We start from the raw sequence: 19,632 nt of genomic DNA on the forward strand, positions 1-19,632 counted from the left end.
TATACCTCCTGATTAAACAGCGTACCATTTAATCTCATTTGCCTCTATTTTCAACGCAAAACTGCTTCCATCGCCGCGATAGATAACCGTATTCTGTGGCTCGTAGGTATTGTTTACAACACAGAATTTGCCATTTTTTACATATGCATGTACTTCCACATTGAAATTTGTACTAAACCACTGATGTAATAAACTTTCGCCATGTGTACTCCACAAAATGCTTCGATAAAGAATTCTACTGTTCTCAAAGCTATATGGCAGTCCACTGATATAGACCGAACGGCCCTCGCCAAATTCATGCACAGCCATCTGAACTTCTTTGTCCCTCTGTACCAGAATTTCTGTTCCCTCATACGCAAACATATTCTTCTTGCCCTCTCCGAAGTCAACAGGCTTTGTTGTATCTGCAAGAATAAAGTGATTTTTGTGTTCTTCCCAGTTATACTTATCGTAGTTTAAGGTAAATCCGGTTTCTTTTTCCACACCAATTAAATCGGCAAGCTGCAGATAATGTCCCTGATACTGGTGTCCTGCCGGTTCCCCGACACCGATAAATCCACCGCCCCGGTAGACAAATTCACGAATGGCTGCGGAAATAACTGCATTCTCCCAGACTGCCCCGCCGGTGTGTGCCGTATCCCCGTCCCCGACATTGATAATGACATCAATATCCTTTAATATATCCTTATCCTTTAAAATATCATCAAAGGAAATAAATTTCACATCAAACGGTGCGCCGCTTAACGCCTCGATAATTCCCGCATAACTGTAATTCTGTTTCTGATATAAGGCATGGTGTACCATATGGCAGCCCCAGCTGCGGATTTTGCCCCAGCTGTTTAAAACAGCAACCTTCTTCACACAGTACGGTGTTGCTCCTTTTGCATTCTCATACAGTTCACGGAATTCATTGCACACGCTCTCCACATAGTCCAAAAACTCCGGGAAATCTAATGCAAGCTTTAAATATCCGCCATATCCGATACGGTCGATTGGTTTTCTTAAGATGGCACGGCGTGCTGTCACCCAGTTTTCCTTTGCTTCCTTGACAGGATCTCCGCCCTCATGGAAGGTGTCCGGGAAAAAGTATGGAAGGAATCTTCCTTCTGTATATTTTACACCTTCAATATCAGAGATCAGACGAAGTGTACTTCCGTTTCCAACGCTTCCTACCACTGCGTCAAGACCGATCGTTGCAAACTCTTCCATGAATGGTTCTGTTCCGATCCAGTGATCCCCCAAAAACATCATTGCCTCTTTGCCGCATTCATGTGTGATGTCAACCATCTCTTTTGCAAGCTTTGCAACTTCCCTGCGCTGGAATGCCTGAAAATCCTTATATTCTTTACCAGGTACACGGTACTGATTGTTATAATATCCCTGGTCAATGATATATTCCGGGCGGAATTTATAACCCATTTCTTTTTCAAACTGCTCTAAAATATAAGGGCTTACTGACGCGGAATAACCATACCAGTCCACATATTTTTCCCGCTTTAACTCGTCAAACATCAATGTAAACTGATGGAAAAACGTCGTATAGCGGATGACATTGACATATGGATGCTCTGCGCAGAACTTGCGCAGACGCTCCATGGAATATTTATGTGTTTTCGGCTGTCTTACGTCAAATGTAATCTGATGTTCAAAATCCTTCCAGTCATTTGTCACTGCATTATACATATGTACCGGATCCCAGATAATATATGCCAGAAAGCTTACTGTATATTCATGAAACGGTTCTGCCTCATGAATACAGACGCACCCTGACTCCTCATTATATTCCCACTGTTTGGTCGATACCACCTGACCTGTGGAACGGTCAACAACCTCCCACCATCGTTTAATATCATCTCTTGTATTGACCTGCATTAACTCATCCGAAATCCCCTTCATCAGAGGAATTTGCAGTTCGCTTTCAACAGCCGTATAAAATCCACTCATAATATAACACTGCTGCACCTCATCCGGGTTTGCCTTCGCCCACTCATTATCTTTTCTCGTGGTGTAGTAAGTTGCATAAATCTTTGCCCCGGTCTTTGTCAGCTCTTCCGGGAATTCTGTTCCGTCACAATCGCGGATTGCATCTGCACCCCAGCGTTTCATTAACTCAATTGTCTCTGGAACCACATCCAGATTTGTAGGAATTGTGACACGGCCTGTATTTTTCTCACTCATTTTTCTTCCTCACTCTATTTCATCCATATAATTACTTTCTTTTCTTCTTTTCTGCAAAAGGGCAATTATAAATCCACAATGCCATTAATAAACAGATAATTCCAATAAGCATAATTCCTAAACCTGTCATTTTTCCTGTCATACCCCATCCAAAAACAGACAGGCTTATTCCGGCAATAAAAAGAGCTGCCATTAAAATTATTCTGCATTTTGTGTGCTTTTTCCAAAATTCCATTTTAATCTCCCTTCTCATCAACCCTTTAAACCACCAACAGTCATTCCCTGTGTCAGTTTATTCTGAACACATATATATAAAATTAATGTAGGAAGCATTACTATTACAAGTCCTGCATACATAATTCCATACTGTGCTGCTGACTGCTGTGCCTGCATCAGATTTAATAATCCTACCGGTAACGTTTTCGGTCCCTTTGCCGAACTCATTAGTGTCATGGAAATGATATATTCATTCCAAAAAGAAAGAAAATTAAACAAGATTACTGTAATAATAGATGGTTTTGCCATTGGGAAAATAATTTTCCACATCGTTGTACTATAACCTGCTCCATCAATATATGCCGCCTCTTCATAATCATGTGCCAATGTTGAAAAATACCCTGACAACAGATAAATTGTAAACGGAAGTGCTGTCGCAGCATATACGATTGCAAGTATGACCAGATTATTTAACAGAAAACTTTTCCCAATTACTGATTTCAGCCAATTGTCTCCATCTCGCAGCATCAGAAAAATTGGAACAACAATATAATTCACGTTAATAAAAAGACCACCCATAAAAGCCGCATTTAAAGATTTGCTTCCTTTAAATTTAAAACGTGACAAACAGTAAGCTGCCGGCAGTGCAACAATTAAAAGAATTACAAGTGCCAAAGCTGTAACCAATACGGAGTTTAACATGTAATCTCCCATTTTTGCTGTATTCCAGGCATCAATAAAGTTCTGAAAATAAAAACCCTTCGGCAAAGTCCACGGATTTCCATAAAACTCTTTATTTTGCTTAATGGATGCCATAAACACCCATACCACCGGAATAATAATACTGACTGCAAGCATTATTAAAACTAAATAGATAAAAAATTTATACAACCGTTCCGCAGAATTCGGATTATTTTTCTCTCTCATATTTTCTCTCCTTAAAACTCCAGTGGTTCACGCTCTGTAACTTTATTTACAAGTGCAGACAATGCAAACGAGAAAATAAATATTACAACACCTATTGCCATACTGTATCCATATAATCCGGCATCCTTCTGTCCATACATATAGCTTAGTGACACTTCAGAAGCTCCGTTTGGGCCACCTGAAGTCATAGCTTTTACAAAAAGAAATGCCATATTAATAGTAGAAATAATAAAAAATGTTAATGTTGTACGAATATTAGTCCAGATCAACGGAATTGTAATCTGAAAAAACTGAACGAGCCTGCCTGCACCATCTAATCCGGCACTTTCATACAGGCTTTTCGGCACACTCGCCATAGATGCCATGTACATGACCATATAGTAACCAATCGCCTGCCAGATCATTGCAATAATAAGACTGACGATCACAAGCGATTCACCTTTCCACAAAATCGGGTTCTCCATTTTATGAAACAGTCCGATAATACTGTTTAGCATTCCGTTCTCCGGCTTATAAATTGCAGAAAAAATACCTGCAATTACTACAACCGATAAAATATTGGGAATATAAAAAATAATACGGAAAAAATTCTGTCCCCTGATTTTTTCTCTTGACAGAATGCCTGCAAAAACAAGTGCAAATGCAAAGGTAACTATTGTAACAACAACAATAAGTAAAATCATGTTTTGCATGGACCTTATAAAATTAGTATCCGATATTAATGTTTTAAAATTTTTCAGGCCAACAAATGTTTCATTCGGTGAATATGCACCTTTTTCAAATAACGACATCCTGAATACATTTAAGGTAGGCAATATCATAAACACAAAAAATAAAATTACTGCTGGTGCTATGCATACCGCCAAAAAACCGCTTCGTCCTCTGGCTTTTTTCATACTTTCACGTTCCTTTCAAACAAACCATACTATTTAAAATTCGGCGGACAAAAATCCTGTCCGCCGACTCATTTTTACCACTATAGCATTAAGGAAAACTAAAAACTCTTATTTCAAATTTGCCCGCATCTGGTCACTTGCCGAAATAATTCCATCAATCCACTCCTGCTCTGTCATATCTCCTGATACCAAAGAGTTTACAGGGTCAAAGAATACAGTACGTACTTCAATACCCGGAATTGCTTCAAATGATGCAAAATTGCCCATGGCTGCCTTTGCTCCATTATCATAGATAGAATAAAACATGACATTATCACCTTCTAATTTATCTGCAATTCCTAATACCGGCTGAATAGCTCCTGCTTTTGCAAAAATTTCACATGCTTTATCACTGTATAAATATGAGATAAATAATTTTGCTGCATCCTGATGTTCTGCACCAGAAGGAATCCATGCCTGTTCAAACCATGTATAACTATAACTGTCTCCTCCCGCTTTTACCGCCGGAAGAGCTGTCATACCCCACTTAAATCCATCTGCACGAGGAGCATCTGCCATTTCACCGACAATCCAGGTTCCATTTGGCATGAAAATTGCCTTATTATCAAGTACTAACTGCTGGTTCTGTGTAAAATCCTGATCATTTGCCTGTGCCGGTGTAATAGGATTTGTGTACTCAGCTAACTTTGCAACAATATCAAAACATGTCTGTGCTTCTGGTGTTTCCCAGATACCTTCTTCATAATTTGTAGCCTTATCAAAGAATTCAGGTCCGCCTGCGGCATACATTAATGCATAGAAAAATGCATCAAAATATCCTGTTGTCGGATATGTAAATAAATAAATTCCCTCTTCTTTTGCTTTATCTCCAAGTTCCCACATTTCATCCCAGGTTGTTGGAACATCCCATCCTTTTTCTTCTAAAAGACCTGCATTATAAAACAGACCACATGGGGAATAAAACATTGGTGCAAGATATGTCTTTCCATCACCATAAGGATTCGTCAATGATGTATCTGTAAATCCTCCTGCAATCTTCTCTGAAACAAGTTTATCTTCTCCCGGAACTTTCATAGATAAGACATCTGTAATGTCAGTAATCATATTTCCCTTAATAAACTGTTCCGTTAACGCAGCTTCACGTCCCGTGGCCAGATGAATAACATCCGGGTATTCGCCTCCCTGCATGGATGGTCCTATTACATCCTCCAATTTTTTATCTGTTGTAAGTTCTACTTGAATTCCGGTTTCTTCTGTAAATGCATCTGTCACTTCCTGCCACATTTGCGAACCATAACCTGTCTCAATCGCAGCTACACTGATTGTTGTTCCAGCATAAGCTGCATATGGATCATCTGATGTTGTCTGTCCAGTTTCTTCTGTCTTGCTGTTATCTGACGCAGAATTCTCCGTTCCTGAATCTGTACCGCACCCTGCAAATAAAGATGCTACCATTACCATACTCATCATTGTACATAAAATTTTTTTCTTCATAGTAACCTCCCATTTTTGTTATTTTTTACTATAAGTTCTTATGTTTCCTTCCCTACATTTGTTATTATATAGTACGCCATCTCTTTTTCCTATCCATATATTGCTCTATATTTTATAATTCTTGCTTTATTTTAAAAATCTTGTTATTTTGTTTTTTTTATTGTATACTAAGTACAACATCGTTCCATTTTGACCAGGAAATCATTGCAATTATAACATGAAAGGACTGTATTTTCCATGAGCAACCGCAAATTTAATCTGGATAATGAGGTACAGCCGGAAATCCATTTCCGCCTGCTTTCCATATCAGCATCCAAATTTGAAAATGACTGGACTTCGTTTCCCCACAGCCATCATTTTACGGAAATCTTCTTTATTAAAGACGGCACCGGACGCATGCTGATTGAAAATGAATCTCTTCCTGTCTCCTCAAACAGCCTTGTCGTGATCGGTGCACAGGTAACACACACAGAGTTTTCCGATCCGGAAAATCCACTGGATTATTATGTGCTCGGGGTGGAAGGATTAAAACTGAATACTGACAAAGAACCGGAATACATTCATGTCCCGGCTTTTGCAAACTCGCCTTTTATCCGCCAGTGTTTTGAAAATATCCTGCGGGAAATGCATAACAAACAGGACCGCTACGCAGAGATCTGCCAGCATTATCTGGATATTTTAATTTTATATTTCTGCCGGAAAGACCATGTATCCTATGAAGTGGTGGATGCGCAGAACAGCAGCCGCGAATGCCACAAGGTAAAACGCTTTATCGAGCACAATTACCAGAGCATGATCTCTCTGGATTCGCTTGCCGAAAACTGCAGTCTCTCAAAATATTACCTTTCACACCGTTTTGCAGAGCTGTACGGGAAATCTCCCATCGCTTACCTGAACGAAGTTCGGCTGGCGTCTGCGCGTGACCTGCTGCTCACAACCAATCACAGCATCGAAGAGATTGCCGGATGTATCGGGTTTTCCTCTACCAGCTATTTTTCGCAGTCCTTCCAGAAAAAATTTCATGAATCGCCACAGCAGTTCCGCAAATCCCACCGTGTCAGGACATGACCATGTTTCATTTTTTACATAAAAAAATAATTTTCTAAAAATTTCCCCGAAAGAATATCATATCTTTCGGGGAAAGGAAATGGATTTTTATTCTTCCGTTTCTGGAATCCTGGTGGTACATATATCAGATTATTCAGGGAAACTATGCCTATCAGCCGGATTGGAAAGAGAAAAATGATTTACGGTCTTCTTATAAAAAATTTTATATTGCTGTCCTTATTGGTTTTCCTTTCTCTTTCCCTGAATCTATTCTGTGTTCACTTGATGTTTCGTGGAGGAAAATACAACCCATCTGAAATTTCTGCTTTAAATGTTTTTACAATGTTTTGGACTAACCATCGTGCATATTCTGATCACATGTATTATCTATGGCATTATGGGTATGTTTTGTTGTGCAACATCCTTTTATTTCCGCAACCGAAAAACGGTATATTTTGTAAGTATATTTTTCTGGCTGATTGAAATTTTAAAACCTGGCTCCCTGCTTCGCACCAACTCTATTGCTTTTTTATGCAAATATGCTATTGTAAAATTAAATATATATTCTGGAAAATATTATGTTGCCAATTAACTATTTACACGAAGGGAAAACCATGATTAAGAGTAAAAAAAATACTATAGGAATTGTGAAAGATACAATTTGTAAAATCGCCCTGAAAAAAGCAAATACAAACTGTCTTAGCCTTATGTATGAACCCCCAAAACCAAAGTACACTTGGTATCAACCTCAAGATCAACATTATTTACATTCAAATAAGAAAGGTGGAAATTAATTATAAAAAAAATATTAAGTATAATTTTAGTTATGGTATTCATGATTACTTTCAATAACAACGTATATGCTGCAGAATTAGATAATATGCAACATAACGACCAAGCATATGTGTTAAATTCATTTTCAGGAAATAACTTGGAAAGTATTTCTGTGAGATTTTAAAATCACAGAAAATCAAATTGAATTTGAACAGTTTGGAAGAAATTTTTTATTTCCTATACACAAATTAAATATGGATACAAGTGACGGGAAAAACATTCCAGATGCCAATTTTTATACAGGTATATCTTCTGCTATCTTAAAAACAAATATTTTATTTGCCTACAAATACAATTTTATTGTCCTGCCAGAAATTAATATCGTATTCCAGTTCAATATGCTTGGAGCGCCGCATTCTCCTTTGAGGAAACACAAACACTCTTAAAACAAACCGGATATCCCCACGGAATAAGAGGTTTGCGATGTTCACTATGCTTCCATTCCTTTAAATAATCCATTATTTTTCTATACATCACTGCACCTCCATGAAATGTTTACTTTTGGCATATCAATTATTCATGTAAAAATCAACGTATTTTTCATTTGTTTTTACACTAAATTGCATGAATTATTTCTAAAATTATACATTATTTAACACGATTCCCCGTATTACGATCAAATAATTAAAAAAGAAACCGGGCATCCACGTTGTAAACATGAACTCCCGGTTCCACTTTTTTAGTTAAAATTTAAATACTGCTACTCCGTAAGGCGGCAGCTTATATCCGATCGAATAATCCCGTCCATCGCAAGGCTTCTTTTCCGCCTTGTAGGAAACCGGACGTTTCGTATCTTCTGTATCGCTTCCGCCAAACTGCGGATCTGCACTGTTTAATATCAGCTTATAGGTATGTCTGCCCGGCACACCTACCCGATAATCGTCACGCTCTACTGGTGTGAAACTGATCACGAAGAGCAGGTTATTCTTTCCATCCTTACTCTTTCGCACAAAGCTGAAAATACTGCGTTCATAGTCGTTGGCATTCATCCACTCAAATCCTGCCCAGGTCGTATCCTGCTCGTACAGGCATGGATTCTTACGGTACAAATGAAGCAATGCCTTTACCCAATCCTGCATATGTTTGTGTTTCGGATCATCCAGCAGGAACCAGTCCAGTTCGCGCTTCTCGCTCCACTCACGCTCCTGCGCGAATTCCTGTCCCATAAACAGAAGTTTTTTGCCGGAATGTCCCATCATGAATGCATAGCCAGCCATAAGGTTTTTAAACTTATCCCCTTCGAGTCCGGGCATCTTGTTGAGCATGGAACATTTCAGATGTACGACCTCATCATGGGATAATACCAGAATGTACTTCTCACTCTCATTGTAACTCATGGCAAAGGTCATCTTATTGTGATTGTCCTTTCGGAAATACGGGTCAAGCTTCATATAGTCAAGGAAATCATGCATCCAGCCCATGTTCCACTTGTAGCTGAAATTAAGTCCGTCATCCTCTACCGTACCCGTCACTTTCGGCCATGCCGTTGATTCCTCTGCAATCATCACAGACCCCGGATTTCTTCCGAGAATCAGCGTATTGATATGCTTGAAAAACTCAATGGCTTCCAGATTTTTATTTCCACCATAAATATTCGGAACCCACTGTCCATCTTCCTTCCCGTAATCCAGATACAGCATGGATGCAACTGCATCCACACGAAGTCCGTCTACGTGATAATTCTCAATCCACATCAGCGCACTTCCGATCAGGAAGTTCTTGACCTCATTCTTTCCGTAATCAAAGATTTTGGTTCCCCAGTCCGGATGCTCTCCTTTGCGCGGGTCTGCATATTCATAAGTTGCAGTACCATCAAACTCTGCCAATCCATGTGCATCTTTTGGGAAATGTGCCGGCACCCAGTCAAGGATCACGCCAATCTTGTTCTTATGGCATTCGTTGACCAGATGTGCAAAATCCTCCGGTGTTCCATAACGGGAAGTCGGTGCATAATACCCCGTTACCTGATATCCCCAGGAACCATCGTATGGATACTCGGAAATTCCCATCAGCTCGATATGGGTATATCCCATGTCTTTCACATAAGGAATCAAGGTCTTTGCCAGATCCCGATAAGAATAAAATCCATCATCCTCACGCCCCGGATGCCGCATCCAGGAACCCGGATGTACCTCATAAATTGCCATCGGCTGCTCATATACTTCCTCTTTGGAAAGTTTTTTTCTGGCATTCATCCATTCCGTATCGGACCAGAGAAAATTGGAAATATCTGTGACAATGGAAGCGGTCTCCGGACGCAGCTGTGCATAGTTTGCATAAGGATCTGCTTTGTACAGCTTTCTTCCATCCTGCGCGATAATCAGGAACTTATACATGCAGCCCAGCTGGACACCCGGTACGAACAGTTCGTATACCCCCATCGTCTCCGGTGTCACACGTTTCATCTCATGGGACGTTTCATTCCAGCCGTTAAATTCCCCAATCACATATACACGATCTGCATGTGGTGCCCAGACATCGAAGCATACTCCCTCTTCTCCTTCAATTGTCATTTTGTGAGCACCCATTTTGCGATAAATATCATAATGTGTTGCCTGTCCAAACAGGTAACAATCCATCTCTGTAAAATTACTCATAAATACCCTCCCTGTCTTCTCTTATCTATCTTACTCGAAGTCCTTTTCCGTTAGTACAATTCTGTCATCATCCGTATAACGGCTGGCGGTCAGAATACTGATAGCTTTCTTTAACCCTCCATGTGCCTCCCGGTGAATTGCTTCATCCACAATATCTTTCACCTCTGTCAGGGTTGTAGCCTGATCCAGTCTCTGAATATTGCTGATCCGGTTATACAATGCCAGAACCGCCATATCATCAATTTTGTATCCAAGTTCCCTGGAATAAGAACGTGCAAACGTTACCAGTTCGTCGTTAGTAAAAATCGGAACGGAAATCTGCTCACTGAATTTCTGTGCAAATGTCTCATTCTGTGCGAATAACCGCTTGATGCCCTTGGATGTATCTTCCAAAATAACGAAGAGACCACTCTCATCGGCATCCAGCAGATTGGATAATTCCGATACAGTTTTTTTCTCCATATCCCCCGCCTGCTCAATAATCAGGCATCCCCCTGACACCTTATCCAGCAGCCCGCCGACATTTTTCTGGTTCAATGCTTCCGCATGGATCTTTCCAATCTTTCCATCCAAAACCCCGGTCTCCTGCTGCAGGACTTTGATCATGCTGGTGGCAAGTGTTGTTTTTCCACTTCCCTGTCCGCCTTTAATTACGAGATTCCCCCTCGATGCAGTTTCCTTATTTTTCAGATGGGACGAAGCAACTGTCAACGCTTTGCAGAGCTGATCCTCCATGCCCTTCACCGGCATAAAATACGAAAAAATCGCTTTCTGTTCATCGGTCAGTTCTACAAGCGGGATATTCTGTTTTTCCTCTTTTCCCAGATCCACCGGTGTGTCTACCTGTGGAATATGTACTGTTTTTCCTTTCCAGGAAGAGCGATCTGTTTTTCTTCTTACAAAAGCAAACTCTTCTTCCCTCTCCTGTGCAAGTGTTGGTTTCTGTGGCAGATCCTCGATCGGAACCTCCTCAAAATCCTTTTTCTTTGTTTCTGTTTCTGTTTCCATTTCTTCTACACCACGATTCTCATTTAAGTTTTGGTCATCTTCTGTCATATCGGATGTCTCTTCTGCTGCTTTCTGTGCGGCAGCTTCCGTCTTTTTTTTCTGCTGGGAACGTACCATTTCTTCTAAAGATACTCCCTCTGGCCAAAGTTCTTCGGCATCTGTATCCCTGGCAGGCTGTTCCTCTTTTTTGTTCTCTTCCTCTTCTTCCTTTCGTTCTTCCGGCTCATTCGTTGCCGGCGGTGTTTCCCTTTCCGGCGTCTGTGGCGGTGTTTCCATCGTTTCCTCCACAATATCCGCCTTCTCTGCCAGTACCGCATCCAGTTTTGGCAATACTCCTGTCAGGCGGTCCATAATATCGCCTGCCTCCTGCAGTGCACGCGCTTTGGCGGATTCGAGTTTCCGCTTTCTGGCATCTTCTAATGCAGCTTCCGCAGCCTTGCGCATTTTCTCCCACTCACTCAGCACTTCCTCAATTGTCATCTGGCCTGTGATCTGATGCTCAATCATGTTTTTCTCATTTGTCATCATGCTCATCTGACCATCGGAGTCTTCTCCCAACAACTCTTTGAAATTTGTCTTGAGTGAACCATCAATCTCCTCATCTGTCTCAATGTGCCGTGTATTCTGTTCCGGCTGTGCCTCAGGCTTTTCTTCCTCCATCTGCATTTTCAGATAAGGGACATCTTCCACCATACGATTGATATTGTCCAGCGTATCCGTGACCGTCTCTTTTTCGGTTGCATCCATGATCTGCTGCATACCCTTTGCAATTTCCGCCTGAAGATTGACGGTATTAAACCGTTCTGTGTTTACTTCTACTTTTGGAATTGCGACCGGATCATGCACGGTCTCCCCGGCACGCGCCATCTCCTCCACATCAATGTGTGTCAAACCTGCTCTGTCATCTTTTGCCTGACAAAACGACCGATACTTTTCTTCCTGTGTTTTCGTCAATGGCTGATACAGCATTTTCAGTTCCAATGCACGCTCTACATATGGCCCATCTCCAAACCAGAGAACCAGCTCATCACATGCATCAATACACTTCTCACTCATCCCTGCTTTGTGATACAGATAAGCAAGCTCATATGCCCACTCTTCCGTGTATTCCTGTTCCTTGAGTTCTTCAAGAATCGGTATCAGTTCTTCATAAGAAGCCCCCTGTGCCTTCTGTATATCATAGCGAAGTACATATTTAAGGGTGTCATGAGGCGCAATCTCCACAAACTCATCGTAATAATCCTGTGCCGCCTGAAAATCTTTCATCTTGACCGCCACTTCCGCAAGACGGTAAATAATCATTCTTCCGATCGGCGAGCGATCATATGCCATCAGCAAAACTTCCCGGCTCTCCTCATAACGCTGTACTTTTTCGTACACTTCCCCAGCTTTTACCAGACCATTTACATTTTTAACCTTATTCCAATTGATGGTATCTGCAATATCTGCTGCCTCATCATATTTCTCTTCCGCATAGCGGGATTTCATCTGATCAAGCTTCAGATTATATTCGTATTTGTCCAATTGTTATCTCCTTAAAGTATCCCCAAACAGGTCTATCTGTCTATTTTCAAGTATACCATAGGCGGCAATTAGTGTCAAAAAATAATCCGAAAAAAAGAGCTGCACACAAACGCGTACAGCCCTTGAAATTACTGGTTTTTCTTTGTTTCGTCTTTCTTCCCGGAATCTTTTAAAGTTCTCTTTTTCTTTTGTTTTTCCCCGTAATATATGATCGCACCGGTTGCCTCATTCACACCGGCCGCCTCCACATATGCCGCCGTTACGGTTGTAAGATTTTTCTTTCGTATGCTGTGGTTTACCAGTCTGCGGATAATATAGTAAATCATCGCAAACACCGGAACTCCAAGCAGCATTCCCAGAAATCCAAACAGTCCGCCTCCGATCAGAATCGAAAACATTACCCAGAACGCAGATAATCCGGTGGAATCACCTAAAATCTTCGGTCCGATAATATTTCCATCCACCTGCTGCAGAACGATAATAAATATCAGCAGATACAACGCATGCAGCGGACTCTGGATCACCACCAGAAGAAGTGTCGGAATCGCACCGATAAACGGTCCAAACACCGGAATGACATTGGTTACTCCAATGATAACCGCAACCAGTATCGTATCTGGGATATGCAGAATCAGACATCCAAAATAACAGATCACACCGATGATGGCAGAATCTATAATCTTTCCAATGATGAAACCACCAAATACTTCATCTGCCTTGTGGAAAACTTCGATAATAATGTTTCCATGTTTCGGTTTAAAGATCGCATACACAATCTTTTTGCCCTGTCCCACCAGGCTTTCTTTAATGGATAAGACATAAACAACAACAATAATTCCAATGATGAAGTTTAATATGGATTTGACCATCGTGATTACGCCGGAAGTAATCTGCAGCAGATATTGCTGCATCTGTGGAAGCAGATCGTTCGTTGCCCAGTTTTCCACATAATCCGTCAGCTTTGTCAGCATATCACTGATGGTATCTGTCACTCCATAGGCTCCGAGTTTTCCGCTTTTCACCATACGGATCAGGCTCTCCACATTACCAGGCAGTGCTTCCACCAGCCCGGTAACACTTGATACCACCGAAGGAACAATTGCGGCGATCAAAAGCACCAGGATCACCAGAAGGAACAGGATTGCCCCGGCAATGGACAATCCACGTGCCACTTTAGCCGCAGATTTTTCCGATTTCATTTTCTTTTTCAGAAACGGCAGCCAGCGCCGCTCCTGAAATTTCATAACCGGGTTAAGCAGATAAGCAAGTCCCAGTCCGATAATAATCGGCTGCAATGCACCTGTAATTAGATGCCAGGTATCTGCAACCCCCTTGTACCGGAGCACCAGGAAGAAAAATACGGTACAACAGGCAAAGGTGAGAAATACCATCAATCCGATTTTAATCAGAAGAACCGTCTGACGCATGCCATCCTCACTCTGTTTGATCTGTTCCATCTGTTTTTGTTTTTCCACGTCTGTCATACAAGATCTCCTATCCGCGGTAATAATTGATCAGGCAGCCTTTAAGGATAATATCTTTCTCATCCGGTGTCAGTTCTCCCATACGCAGGGTAAATGGCTTTAAAGCACCATCCTTTACCACATATGCCTCAAATTCTGTTTTTCCGTCTGCGATCGCCTCACGGATCTTTGGAACAAACAGGTAATCCAGATTGTGGAACGGAAGGTCTCCCTGATCAATAACAAACGGAATCATACCCCAGTTAATCAGGTTGGAACGATATCTCTTGGTCGCATATTCATTTGCAATGTTTGCCCATCCGCCAAGTACCTTCTGGCAGGAAGCCGCCTGCTCACGCGCAGAACCGTCTCCCGGTTTTACTGCAAAAATCGTACTTCCGAAACCAACGTTTGAGCGGTTGACATCGGAGAACGTTGCACGGATGGTATCCATAACCGGATGAATCTCCGGAAGTGCATCCCCCGGACAGGTATCTGCCTCGACAGCCTTCTGTGCCTTCTGTACTTCCTTGGCACGTCCAACATATTCCGGATCCTTTCTGGAAAGTGCAAACTCTGCCAGTCCCAGTGGGTTGGAACGGAAAGAGGATGTCTCTCCGGAAGGAATCAGCTCGTCCGTTGTGGTCACCGGATCGTGAATCTCGGAAACAACTTTCAGCACAAGATTCTCCGGAAGCGGGCTCATAGCCGGCCAGTCCTTGATATTTGGTCCAAACTGGATCTCTACGTCCGGATCTGCCACACCCTTGCTGTCAAATACACGGTTTTCATAAATGGTCTTATCAAAGAAGTATTTCGGCTTGCTGTAGTTTACATCAATATCGGTAGCTGCGGTAAGGAATCCCTTATTTGCAGCGGTTGCAGCGATAGAACGCGCATCCATCAGTGCTACGGAAGCAACCTGTCCGTTCTGTACCTTAGAGCCCTCACGGTTCGGGAAGTTACGTGTAGAATGACGGATGGAAAATGCATTATTTGCAGGTGTATCTCCGGCACCAAAGCACGGTCCACAGAATGCAGTCTTGACAATGGCACCTGTCTCCAACAGATTGGCAACGGCACCGTTCTTAACCAATTCCATATAAATCGGAGTGGAAGCCGGGTAAACACTCAGCGTAAACTCGTCCGCTCCAATGGAAGTGCCCTTTAAGATGTCTGCTGCATCGCAGATATTTTCAAATCCACCACCAGCACATCCGGCAATGATACCCTGATCTACATACAGTCTTCCGTTCTTTACTTTGCTCTTTAAGTCAAGGTCTACTTTTCCATCAAAACTTACCTGTGCACGCTTCTCACAGTCATCGAGAATATCCATCAGGTTTGCATTTAATTCCTCGATCGTGTATGTATTGCTTGGATGGAACGGCATGGCGATCATTGGCTTAATCTCGCTTAAATCAAGTTCGATAAAGCTGTCATAGTATGCAGTTTCTCCCGGATTCAGTTCCTCGAAATCTCCGGTTCTTCCGTGAATCTCATAGAATTCCTTCACCTGGTCATCGGTTCTCCAGATAGAGGACAGACAGGTGGTCTCTGTTGTCATAACATCAACACCGATACGGTAATCAACACTCAGATTGGATACGCCCGGTCCGACAAACTCCATCACTTTATTTTTTACAAATCCGTTGGCAAATACTTCACCGATAATGGCAAGTGCGATATCCTGCGGTCCGACACCCTTCTGCGGGGTACCTGTCAGGTAAATGCCGACAACTCCCGGCATATCAATATCGTAAGTCTTATTCAAAAGCTGCTTTACAAGCTCCGGACCACCTTCTCCAATTGCCATGGTTCCCAGTGCTCCGTAACGGGTATGGGAGTCTGATCCAAGGATCATCTTTCCGCCGCCTGCAAGCATTTCTCTTGCAAACTGGTGAATAACTGCCTGATGAGGAGGAACATAGATTCCGCCGTATTTCTTTGCACATGTCAGTCCAAACATATGGTCATCTTCGTTGATGGTTCCACCGACTGCACACAGACTGTTGTGACAGTTAGTGAGTACATAAGGAATCGGGAACTTCTCAAGACCTGATGCCCTGGCGGTCTGGATGATGCCGACAAATGTAATATCGTGGGAAGTCAGCTTATCAAATTTGATCTGCAGTTTTTCCATGTTGCCAGATGTATTGTGGTTCTTTAAAATTCCATATGCAATGGTTTGTTTCTTTGCATCTTCCGGTGTAACAGTCTTTCCTGTCTTTGCATTGACAGCAGATGCTGCTTCCGGTGAATTAATGACAACATCCCTGCCGTTGACCAGGTATGCGCCGTTCTCATATAACTTCATAGTTTCCTCCTTGTTTTCGAAATCATAGTTAATGATAATTATATAATAAAATGTATTTTTATGCAACGACTGCAAACGTAATGGATGCCGCAAACAGATCGCCATCTACCAGGATTGCAAACTCACCGCCCATCAACTGTGTAAGATTCTTTGCAATGGACAGTCCAAGACCGCTTCCCTCTGTCGTGCGGGATTCCTCTCCCCTCACAAAACGCTCCGTCAGGTCTTTCCTCGCCGCTCCCTGTTCCGGCAGCGGATTTCTCGAAATATTTTTGATACGGAAAACCGCATTGTTCTCCTCTACTTCCAGATCTACATAAACCCGGGTATTTTCGAGTGCATATTTTGCCGCATTGGTATACAGATTTTCAATTGCACGGTAGAGCTGCCGTCCGTCTGCCCGGATCATCACCGAATTGTGCGGCAGTTTCGTCACAATGGTCAGCCCACGTGCCTCAAAACGTTCATTGAACTCACCACCCGTCTGGTACAGCAGTTCTACCAGATCAATGGTCTGCATATCCAGCTGGATATTTCCGGAACTGATCTTTGATGCTTCGACCAGATCCTCCGTCAGCTGTTTCAGCCGCTGGGATTTTTCATCCAGAACCCGGATATAATTACGTGCATTTTCGTTTTCCAGGTTTTCACGTTTGAGCAGATCCACATAATTGACAATGGAAGTAAGCGGTGTTTTGATATCATGGGAAACATTCGTGATCAGGTCTGCCTTCATCCGTTCATTCCGGATCCGCTCCTGAATGGCTTCGCTCAGCCCTGCACGGATATTATTCACAGAAGCTGCAATGCCTCTTTCCTGTCCGTGAAACTGCTCCACATCCAGTGTTGTATCCAGTGCCCCTGCCGCAATTTTTTCAATTGCATGCTGGATCTCATATCTTTCGCGCGCCTTACGCGTACACAGTCTGGGATTCTGTCCGGAGATAAATACCCGTCTAAGGAAGCTTCCTGCCTGATAGATCAGACTGTATGTCAGAAGGGTATTGTTTTTGACCCGCCGGACAATGCTCATATAAAACAGCAGGAATACAACATCGACCAGATACCCGACTGTTCCGACCGCTACCATCAGTCCGGACAGTTCAAACTGGATGTCATGGAGATTTCTCCCCAAAAAAAGCACAAGATAAATGAATGCCACAAAAAGCACCATCTGGATATCCGTATAAATTTTATCGATCCAGGTCAGGTAAATGGTTGCATCCTCCTCCGACCGGCGCCCTGCAACACCTGTCAGATAGGCAAGAAATACAAAGCTTCCGACCATGCCGATCACCATAAACAGGCTGAGAATCCTCAGCCCTCCGATATGTCTGCGCAGATTGTATCCGATCCCATAGATTCCGCAAAGCATCATAATCAGGAACATCTGATGCATGACAATGGCTGCGCCCTTTTTTCCGCTGGAGAATTCTTTCATAGACAGCTACGCCCCCGCTTCAATTTTATAGCCGACACCCCAGACCACTTTCAGATACCGCGGTTCTTTCGGATTGATTTCGATTTTTTCCCGGATATGCCGGATGTGGACAGCAACTGTATTGTCAGCGCCAATTGCTTCTTCATTCCAGATTTCCTCATAAATCTGACTGATGGAAAATACTTTTCCTTTATTTTTCATGAGAAGCAGAAGGATGTTGTATTCGATCGGAGTCAGTTTGACCTCTTCCCCATCTACCGTAACTTTTTTTAATTCATCGTTAATAACCAGACCGCCGGCTTCATAAACGGCATCACCGGAAGGGGTGCTCGAAAGTGTGGTATAACGCCGCAGCTGTGACTTCACACGGGCAACCAGTTCCAGCGGATTAAACGGCTTGGTCACATAATCGTCCGCCCCCACGTTCAGCCCCAGAATCTTATCCGCATCTTCTGTCTTGGCAGACAGGATGATAATGGGAATGCTGCTTGTTTTACGTGCCTGGAATGTCGCACGGATTCCATCCAGTTTCGGCATCATCACATCGATCACCATCAGATCAATTTTCTTTGTGCGAAGCATATCCAGAGCCTGTTCCCCGTCATATGCTTTTACTACCTGGTATCCTTCCTGAATCAGGTAAATCTCAATTGCGTCTACAATTTCCTTGTCATCATCACACACCAGAATCGTCATGCGGATGTCCTCCTATCAGGTTCTTGATCTTGTTCTGAAAGCCGGCGGATTTTTCTTTTTCTTCTGCTGCTTCCTGTTCTTCCTGTTCATCTTTCCACTTAAAATAATCAGCATCCAGATTCACACGCAGTTGTTCTTCCAGCTGCTTTAACTCTTCATCGTCATCTTCTACCGTAACCGGTGCCGGAATCTCCGGCTTCGGCGACAGCTTCTTTGGTTTTTCCACCGGCTTTTCCACTGGCTTTTCTACTGGTTCTTCCGCAAGGTCTTCTACCGGTTCTTCCGGTACGGAAAGTCCAAGCTTATCCAGATATTCCTGATTAATCCTGATATCGGTCTGCCGGTTTGCATAAATCGCTTTTTCTTCCCGCTTCTCCTGCTCGTACTCCGGTCTTCCTTCCATCTTTTCCTTCTCAATCTCGCGGTTTCGCTCCTCGATGATCTTTAAGTACTTTTCGGTATCAACCAGATCCTGCAGCTGTCCTTTGAGTTCGGACTTGTTGGTTCTTAATGTCTTTTCTTCTTTTTCCATCTGTTCTTTAATTTCCTGATAGATGGCACCGACCTTTTTGTCTGCCTCCTGCATGATATCCTGCATACGGTTTAACGTTTCATCCATATACATGACAGATGCCGCATAAATGTCCTCTGCCTTACGGCTTGCATCCCAGATGATCTGATCTCCCTTTTTATGGAAATCGCGCTCTGCCTTGTCACGGCTTCGAATGGTCAGCTCGTATTCATCCATAATCTGATAAATACAGGTATTTAATTCTGCCAGCAGATCAATCACCTGCTGCTTATCTATGATAACTTTACTCGGCTCTTTCGGATACGGCTCACTCTTCGACAGCAAAACGTGAAGACTGCGCAGTACCTTTTCCGTATTGTCCTGTGCTCCCATGTGTCCTGATTCCTTCCATAATAGATAATTCCGTACTTTCTATTATAATCAATCCCCCTATAATACGCAATATTTTAGATTCTTAGGTTT

Annotated in this window: 14 protein-coding genes; 2 read left to right on the forward strand and 12 right to left on the reverse strand. The window is 42.6% G+C overall.

Translation table 11 applies throughout. The features are described 5' to 3' along the window. Positions 1-12 precede the first annotated feature (12 nt). From gnpA to DXD06_RS03325, 5 genes are all read right to left on the reverse strand, one after another. Positions 13-2,178, reverse strand: a complete 2,166-nt coding sequence (gene gnpA, locus DXD06_RS03305) for a 1,3-beta-galactosyl-N-acetylhexosamine phosphorylase (RefSeq protein WP_117830630.1) — start codon at positions 2,176-2,178, stop codon at positions 13-15. 31 nt (positions 2,179-2,209) lie between these two features. Then, positions 2,210-2,413: a DUF6903 family protein gene (locus DXD06_RS03310; protein WP_015567929.1), complete on the reverse strand. Its 204-nt coding sequence runs from the start codon at positions 2,411-2,413 to the stop codon at positions 2,210-2,212. 17 nt (positions 2,414-2,430) lie between these two features. Further along, positions 2,431-3,321 (reverse strand): carbohydrate ABC transporter permease, encoded by an 891-nt coding sequence (locus tag DXD06_RS03315; protein WP_117830631.1) that lies wholly within the window; start codon positions 3,319-3,321, stop codon positions 2,431-2,433. Positions 3,322-3,332: 11 nt separating this feature from the next. Beyond that, on the reverse strand, positions 3,333-4,217 hold the full coding sequence (locus tag DXD06_RS03320; protein WP_055262701.1) for a carbohydrate ABC transporter permease: 885 nt from the start codon (positions 4,215-4,217) through the stop codon (positions 3,333-3,335). 108 nt (positions 4,218-4,325) lie between these two features. After that, positions 4,326-5,711, reverse strand: a complete 1,386-nt coding sequence (locus tag DXD06_RS03325) for a carbohydrate ABC transporter substrate-binding protein (protein WP_117830632.1) — start codon at positions 5,709-5,711, stop codon at positions 4,326-4,328. A gap of 237 nt (positions 5,712-5,948) precedes the next feature. Here DXD06_RS03325 and DXD06_RS03330 point away from each other — a divergent pair, with 237 nt between their 5' ends. Together DXD06_RS03330 and DXD06_RS03340 are read left to right on the forward strand one after the other, a co-directional pair. Continuing rightward, positions 5,949-6,779, forward strand: a complete 831-nt coding sequence (locus DXD06_RS03330; protein WP_055262697.1) for a helix-turn-helix transcriptional regulator — start codon at positions 5,949-5,951, stop codon at positions 6,777-6,779. 593 nt (positions 6,780-7,372) lie between these two features. Beyond that, positions 7,373-7,552: an AgrD family cyclic lactone autoinducer peptide gene (locus tag DXD06_RS03340; protein ID WP_158569477.1), complete on the forward strand. Its 180-nt coding sequence runs from the start codon at positions 7,373-7,375 to the stop codon at positions 7,550-7,552. Between the two features lie 723 nt (positions 7,553-8,275). On the opposite strand, the gene glgB is transcribed toward DXD06_RS03340, so the two are convergent. The 7 genes from glgB to DXD06_RS03375 form a co-directional block, all read right to left on the reverse strand. Continuing rightward, positions 8,276-10,189 (reverse strand): 1,4-alpha-glucan branching protein GlgB, encoded by a 1,914-nt coding sequence (gene glgB / locus DXD06_RS03345; protein WP_117830635.1) that lies wholly within the window; start codon positions 10,187-10,189, stop codon positions 8,276-8,278. 30 nt (positions 10,190-10,219) lie between these two features. After that, positions 10,220-12,721: an ATP-binding protein gene (locus tag DXD06_RS03350; protein WP_117830636.1), complete on the reverse strand. Its 2,502-nt coding sequence runs from the start codon at positions 12,719-12,721 to the stop codon at positions 10,220-10,222. A 128-nt stretch (positions 12,722-12,849) separates the two neighbouring features. Beyond that, positions 12,850-14,205, reverse strand: coding sequence for an AI-2E family transporter (locus tag DXD06_RS03355; protein ID WP_117830637.1), 1,356 nt, complete (start codon positions 14,203-14,205; stop codon positions 12,850-12,852). 10 nt (positions 14,206-14,215) lie between these two features. Next, a complete protein-coding gene (locus DXD06_RS03360) occupies positions 14,216-16,501 on the reverse strand; it encodes a hydratase (RefSeq protein WP_117830638.1) in 2,286 nt (761 codons plus the stop codon). 58 nt (positions 16,502-16,559) lie between these two features. After that, positions 16,560-17,942: a sensor histidine kinase gene (locus tag DXD06_RS03365; protein WP_117830639.1), complete on the reverse strand. Its 1,383-nt coding sequence runs from the start codon at positions 17,940-17,942 to the stop codon at positions 16,560-16,562. Between the two features lie 6 nt (positions 17,943-17,948). Next, positions 17,949-18,638, reverse strand: coding sequence for a response regulator transcription factor (locus tag DXD06_RS03370; RefSeq protein ID WP_022045940.1), 690 nt, complete (start codon positions 18,636-18,638; stop codon positions 17,949-17,951). Further along, positions 18,619-19,542, reverse strand: coding sequence for a hypothetical protein (locus DXD06_RS03375; RefSeq protein ID WP_117830640.1), 924 nt, complete (start codon positions 19,540-19,542; stop codon positions 18,619-18,621). The genes DXD06_RS03370 and DXD06_RS03375 overlap by 20 nt, the downstream gene beginning before the upstream one ends. Between the last annotated feature and the right edge of the window lie 90 nt (positions 19,543-19,632).

This window comes from Roseburia sp. TF10-5, assembly GCF_003462365.1.
In the GTDB taxonomy this organism is placed as follows: Bacteria; Bacillota; Clostridia; order Lachnospirales; family Lachnospiraceae; genus Roseburia; species Roseburia faecis.

What these genes read in the sequence shown, in the direction of transcription:
- gnpA (WP_117830630.1), bottom strand. Translation starts at nt 2,178, where the DNA reads ATGAGTGAGAAAAATACAGGCCGTGTCACAATTCCTACAAATCTGGAT.
- DXD06_RS03310 (WP_015567929.1), bottom strand. Translation starts at nt 2,413, where the DNA reads ATGGAATTTTGGAAAAAGCACACAAAATGCAGAATAATTTTAATGGCA.
- DXD06_RS03340 (WP_158569477.1), top strand. Translation starts at nt 7,373, where the DNA reads ATGATTAAGAGTAAAAAAAATACTATAGGAATTGTGAAAGATACAATT.
- DXD06_RS03320 (WP_055262701.1), bottom strand. Translation starts at nt 4,217, where the DNA reads ATGAAAAAAGCCAGAGGACGAAGCGGTTTTTTGGCGGTATGCATAGCA.
- DXD06_RS03365 (WP_117830639.1), bottom strand. Translation starts at nt 17,942, where the DNA reads ATGAAAGAATTCTCCAGCGGAAAAAAGGGCGCAGCCATTGTCATGCAT.
- DXD06_RS03325 (WP_117830632.1), bottom strand. Translation starts at nt 5,711, where the DNA reads ATGAAGAAAAAAATTTTATGTACAATGATGAGTATGGTAATGGTAGCA.
- DXD06_RS03370 (WP_022045940.1), bottom strand. Translation starts at nt 18,638, where the DNA reads ATGACGATTCTGGTGTGTGATGATGACAAGGAAATTGTAGACGCAATT.
- DXD06_RS03360 (WP_117830638.1), bottom strand. Translation starts at nt 16,501, where the DNA reads ATGAAGTTATATGAGAACGGCGCATACCTGGTCAACGGCAGGGATGTT.
- glgB (WP_117830635.1), bottom strand. Translation starts at nt 10,189, where the DNA reads ATGAGTAATTTTACAGAGATGGATTGTTACCTGTTTGGACAGGCAACA.
- DXD06_RS03355 (WP_117830637.1), bottom strand. Translation starts at nt 14,205, where the DNA reads ATGACAGACGTGGAAAAACAAAAACAGATGGAACAGATCAAACAGAGT.
- DXD06_RS03315 (WP_117830631.1), bottom strand. Translation starts at nt 3,321, where the DNA reads ATGAGAGAGAAAAATAATCCGAATTCTGCGGAACGGTTGTATAAATTT.
- DXD06_RS03330 (WP_055262697.1), top strand. Translation starts at nt 5,949, where the DNA reads ATGAGCAACCGCAAATTTAATCTGGATAATGAGGTACAGCCGGAAATC.
- DXD06_RS03375 (WP_117830640.1), bottom strand. Translation starts at nt 19,542, where the DNA reads ATGGGAGCACAGGACAATACGGAAAAGGTACTGCGCAGTCTTCACGTT.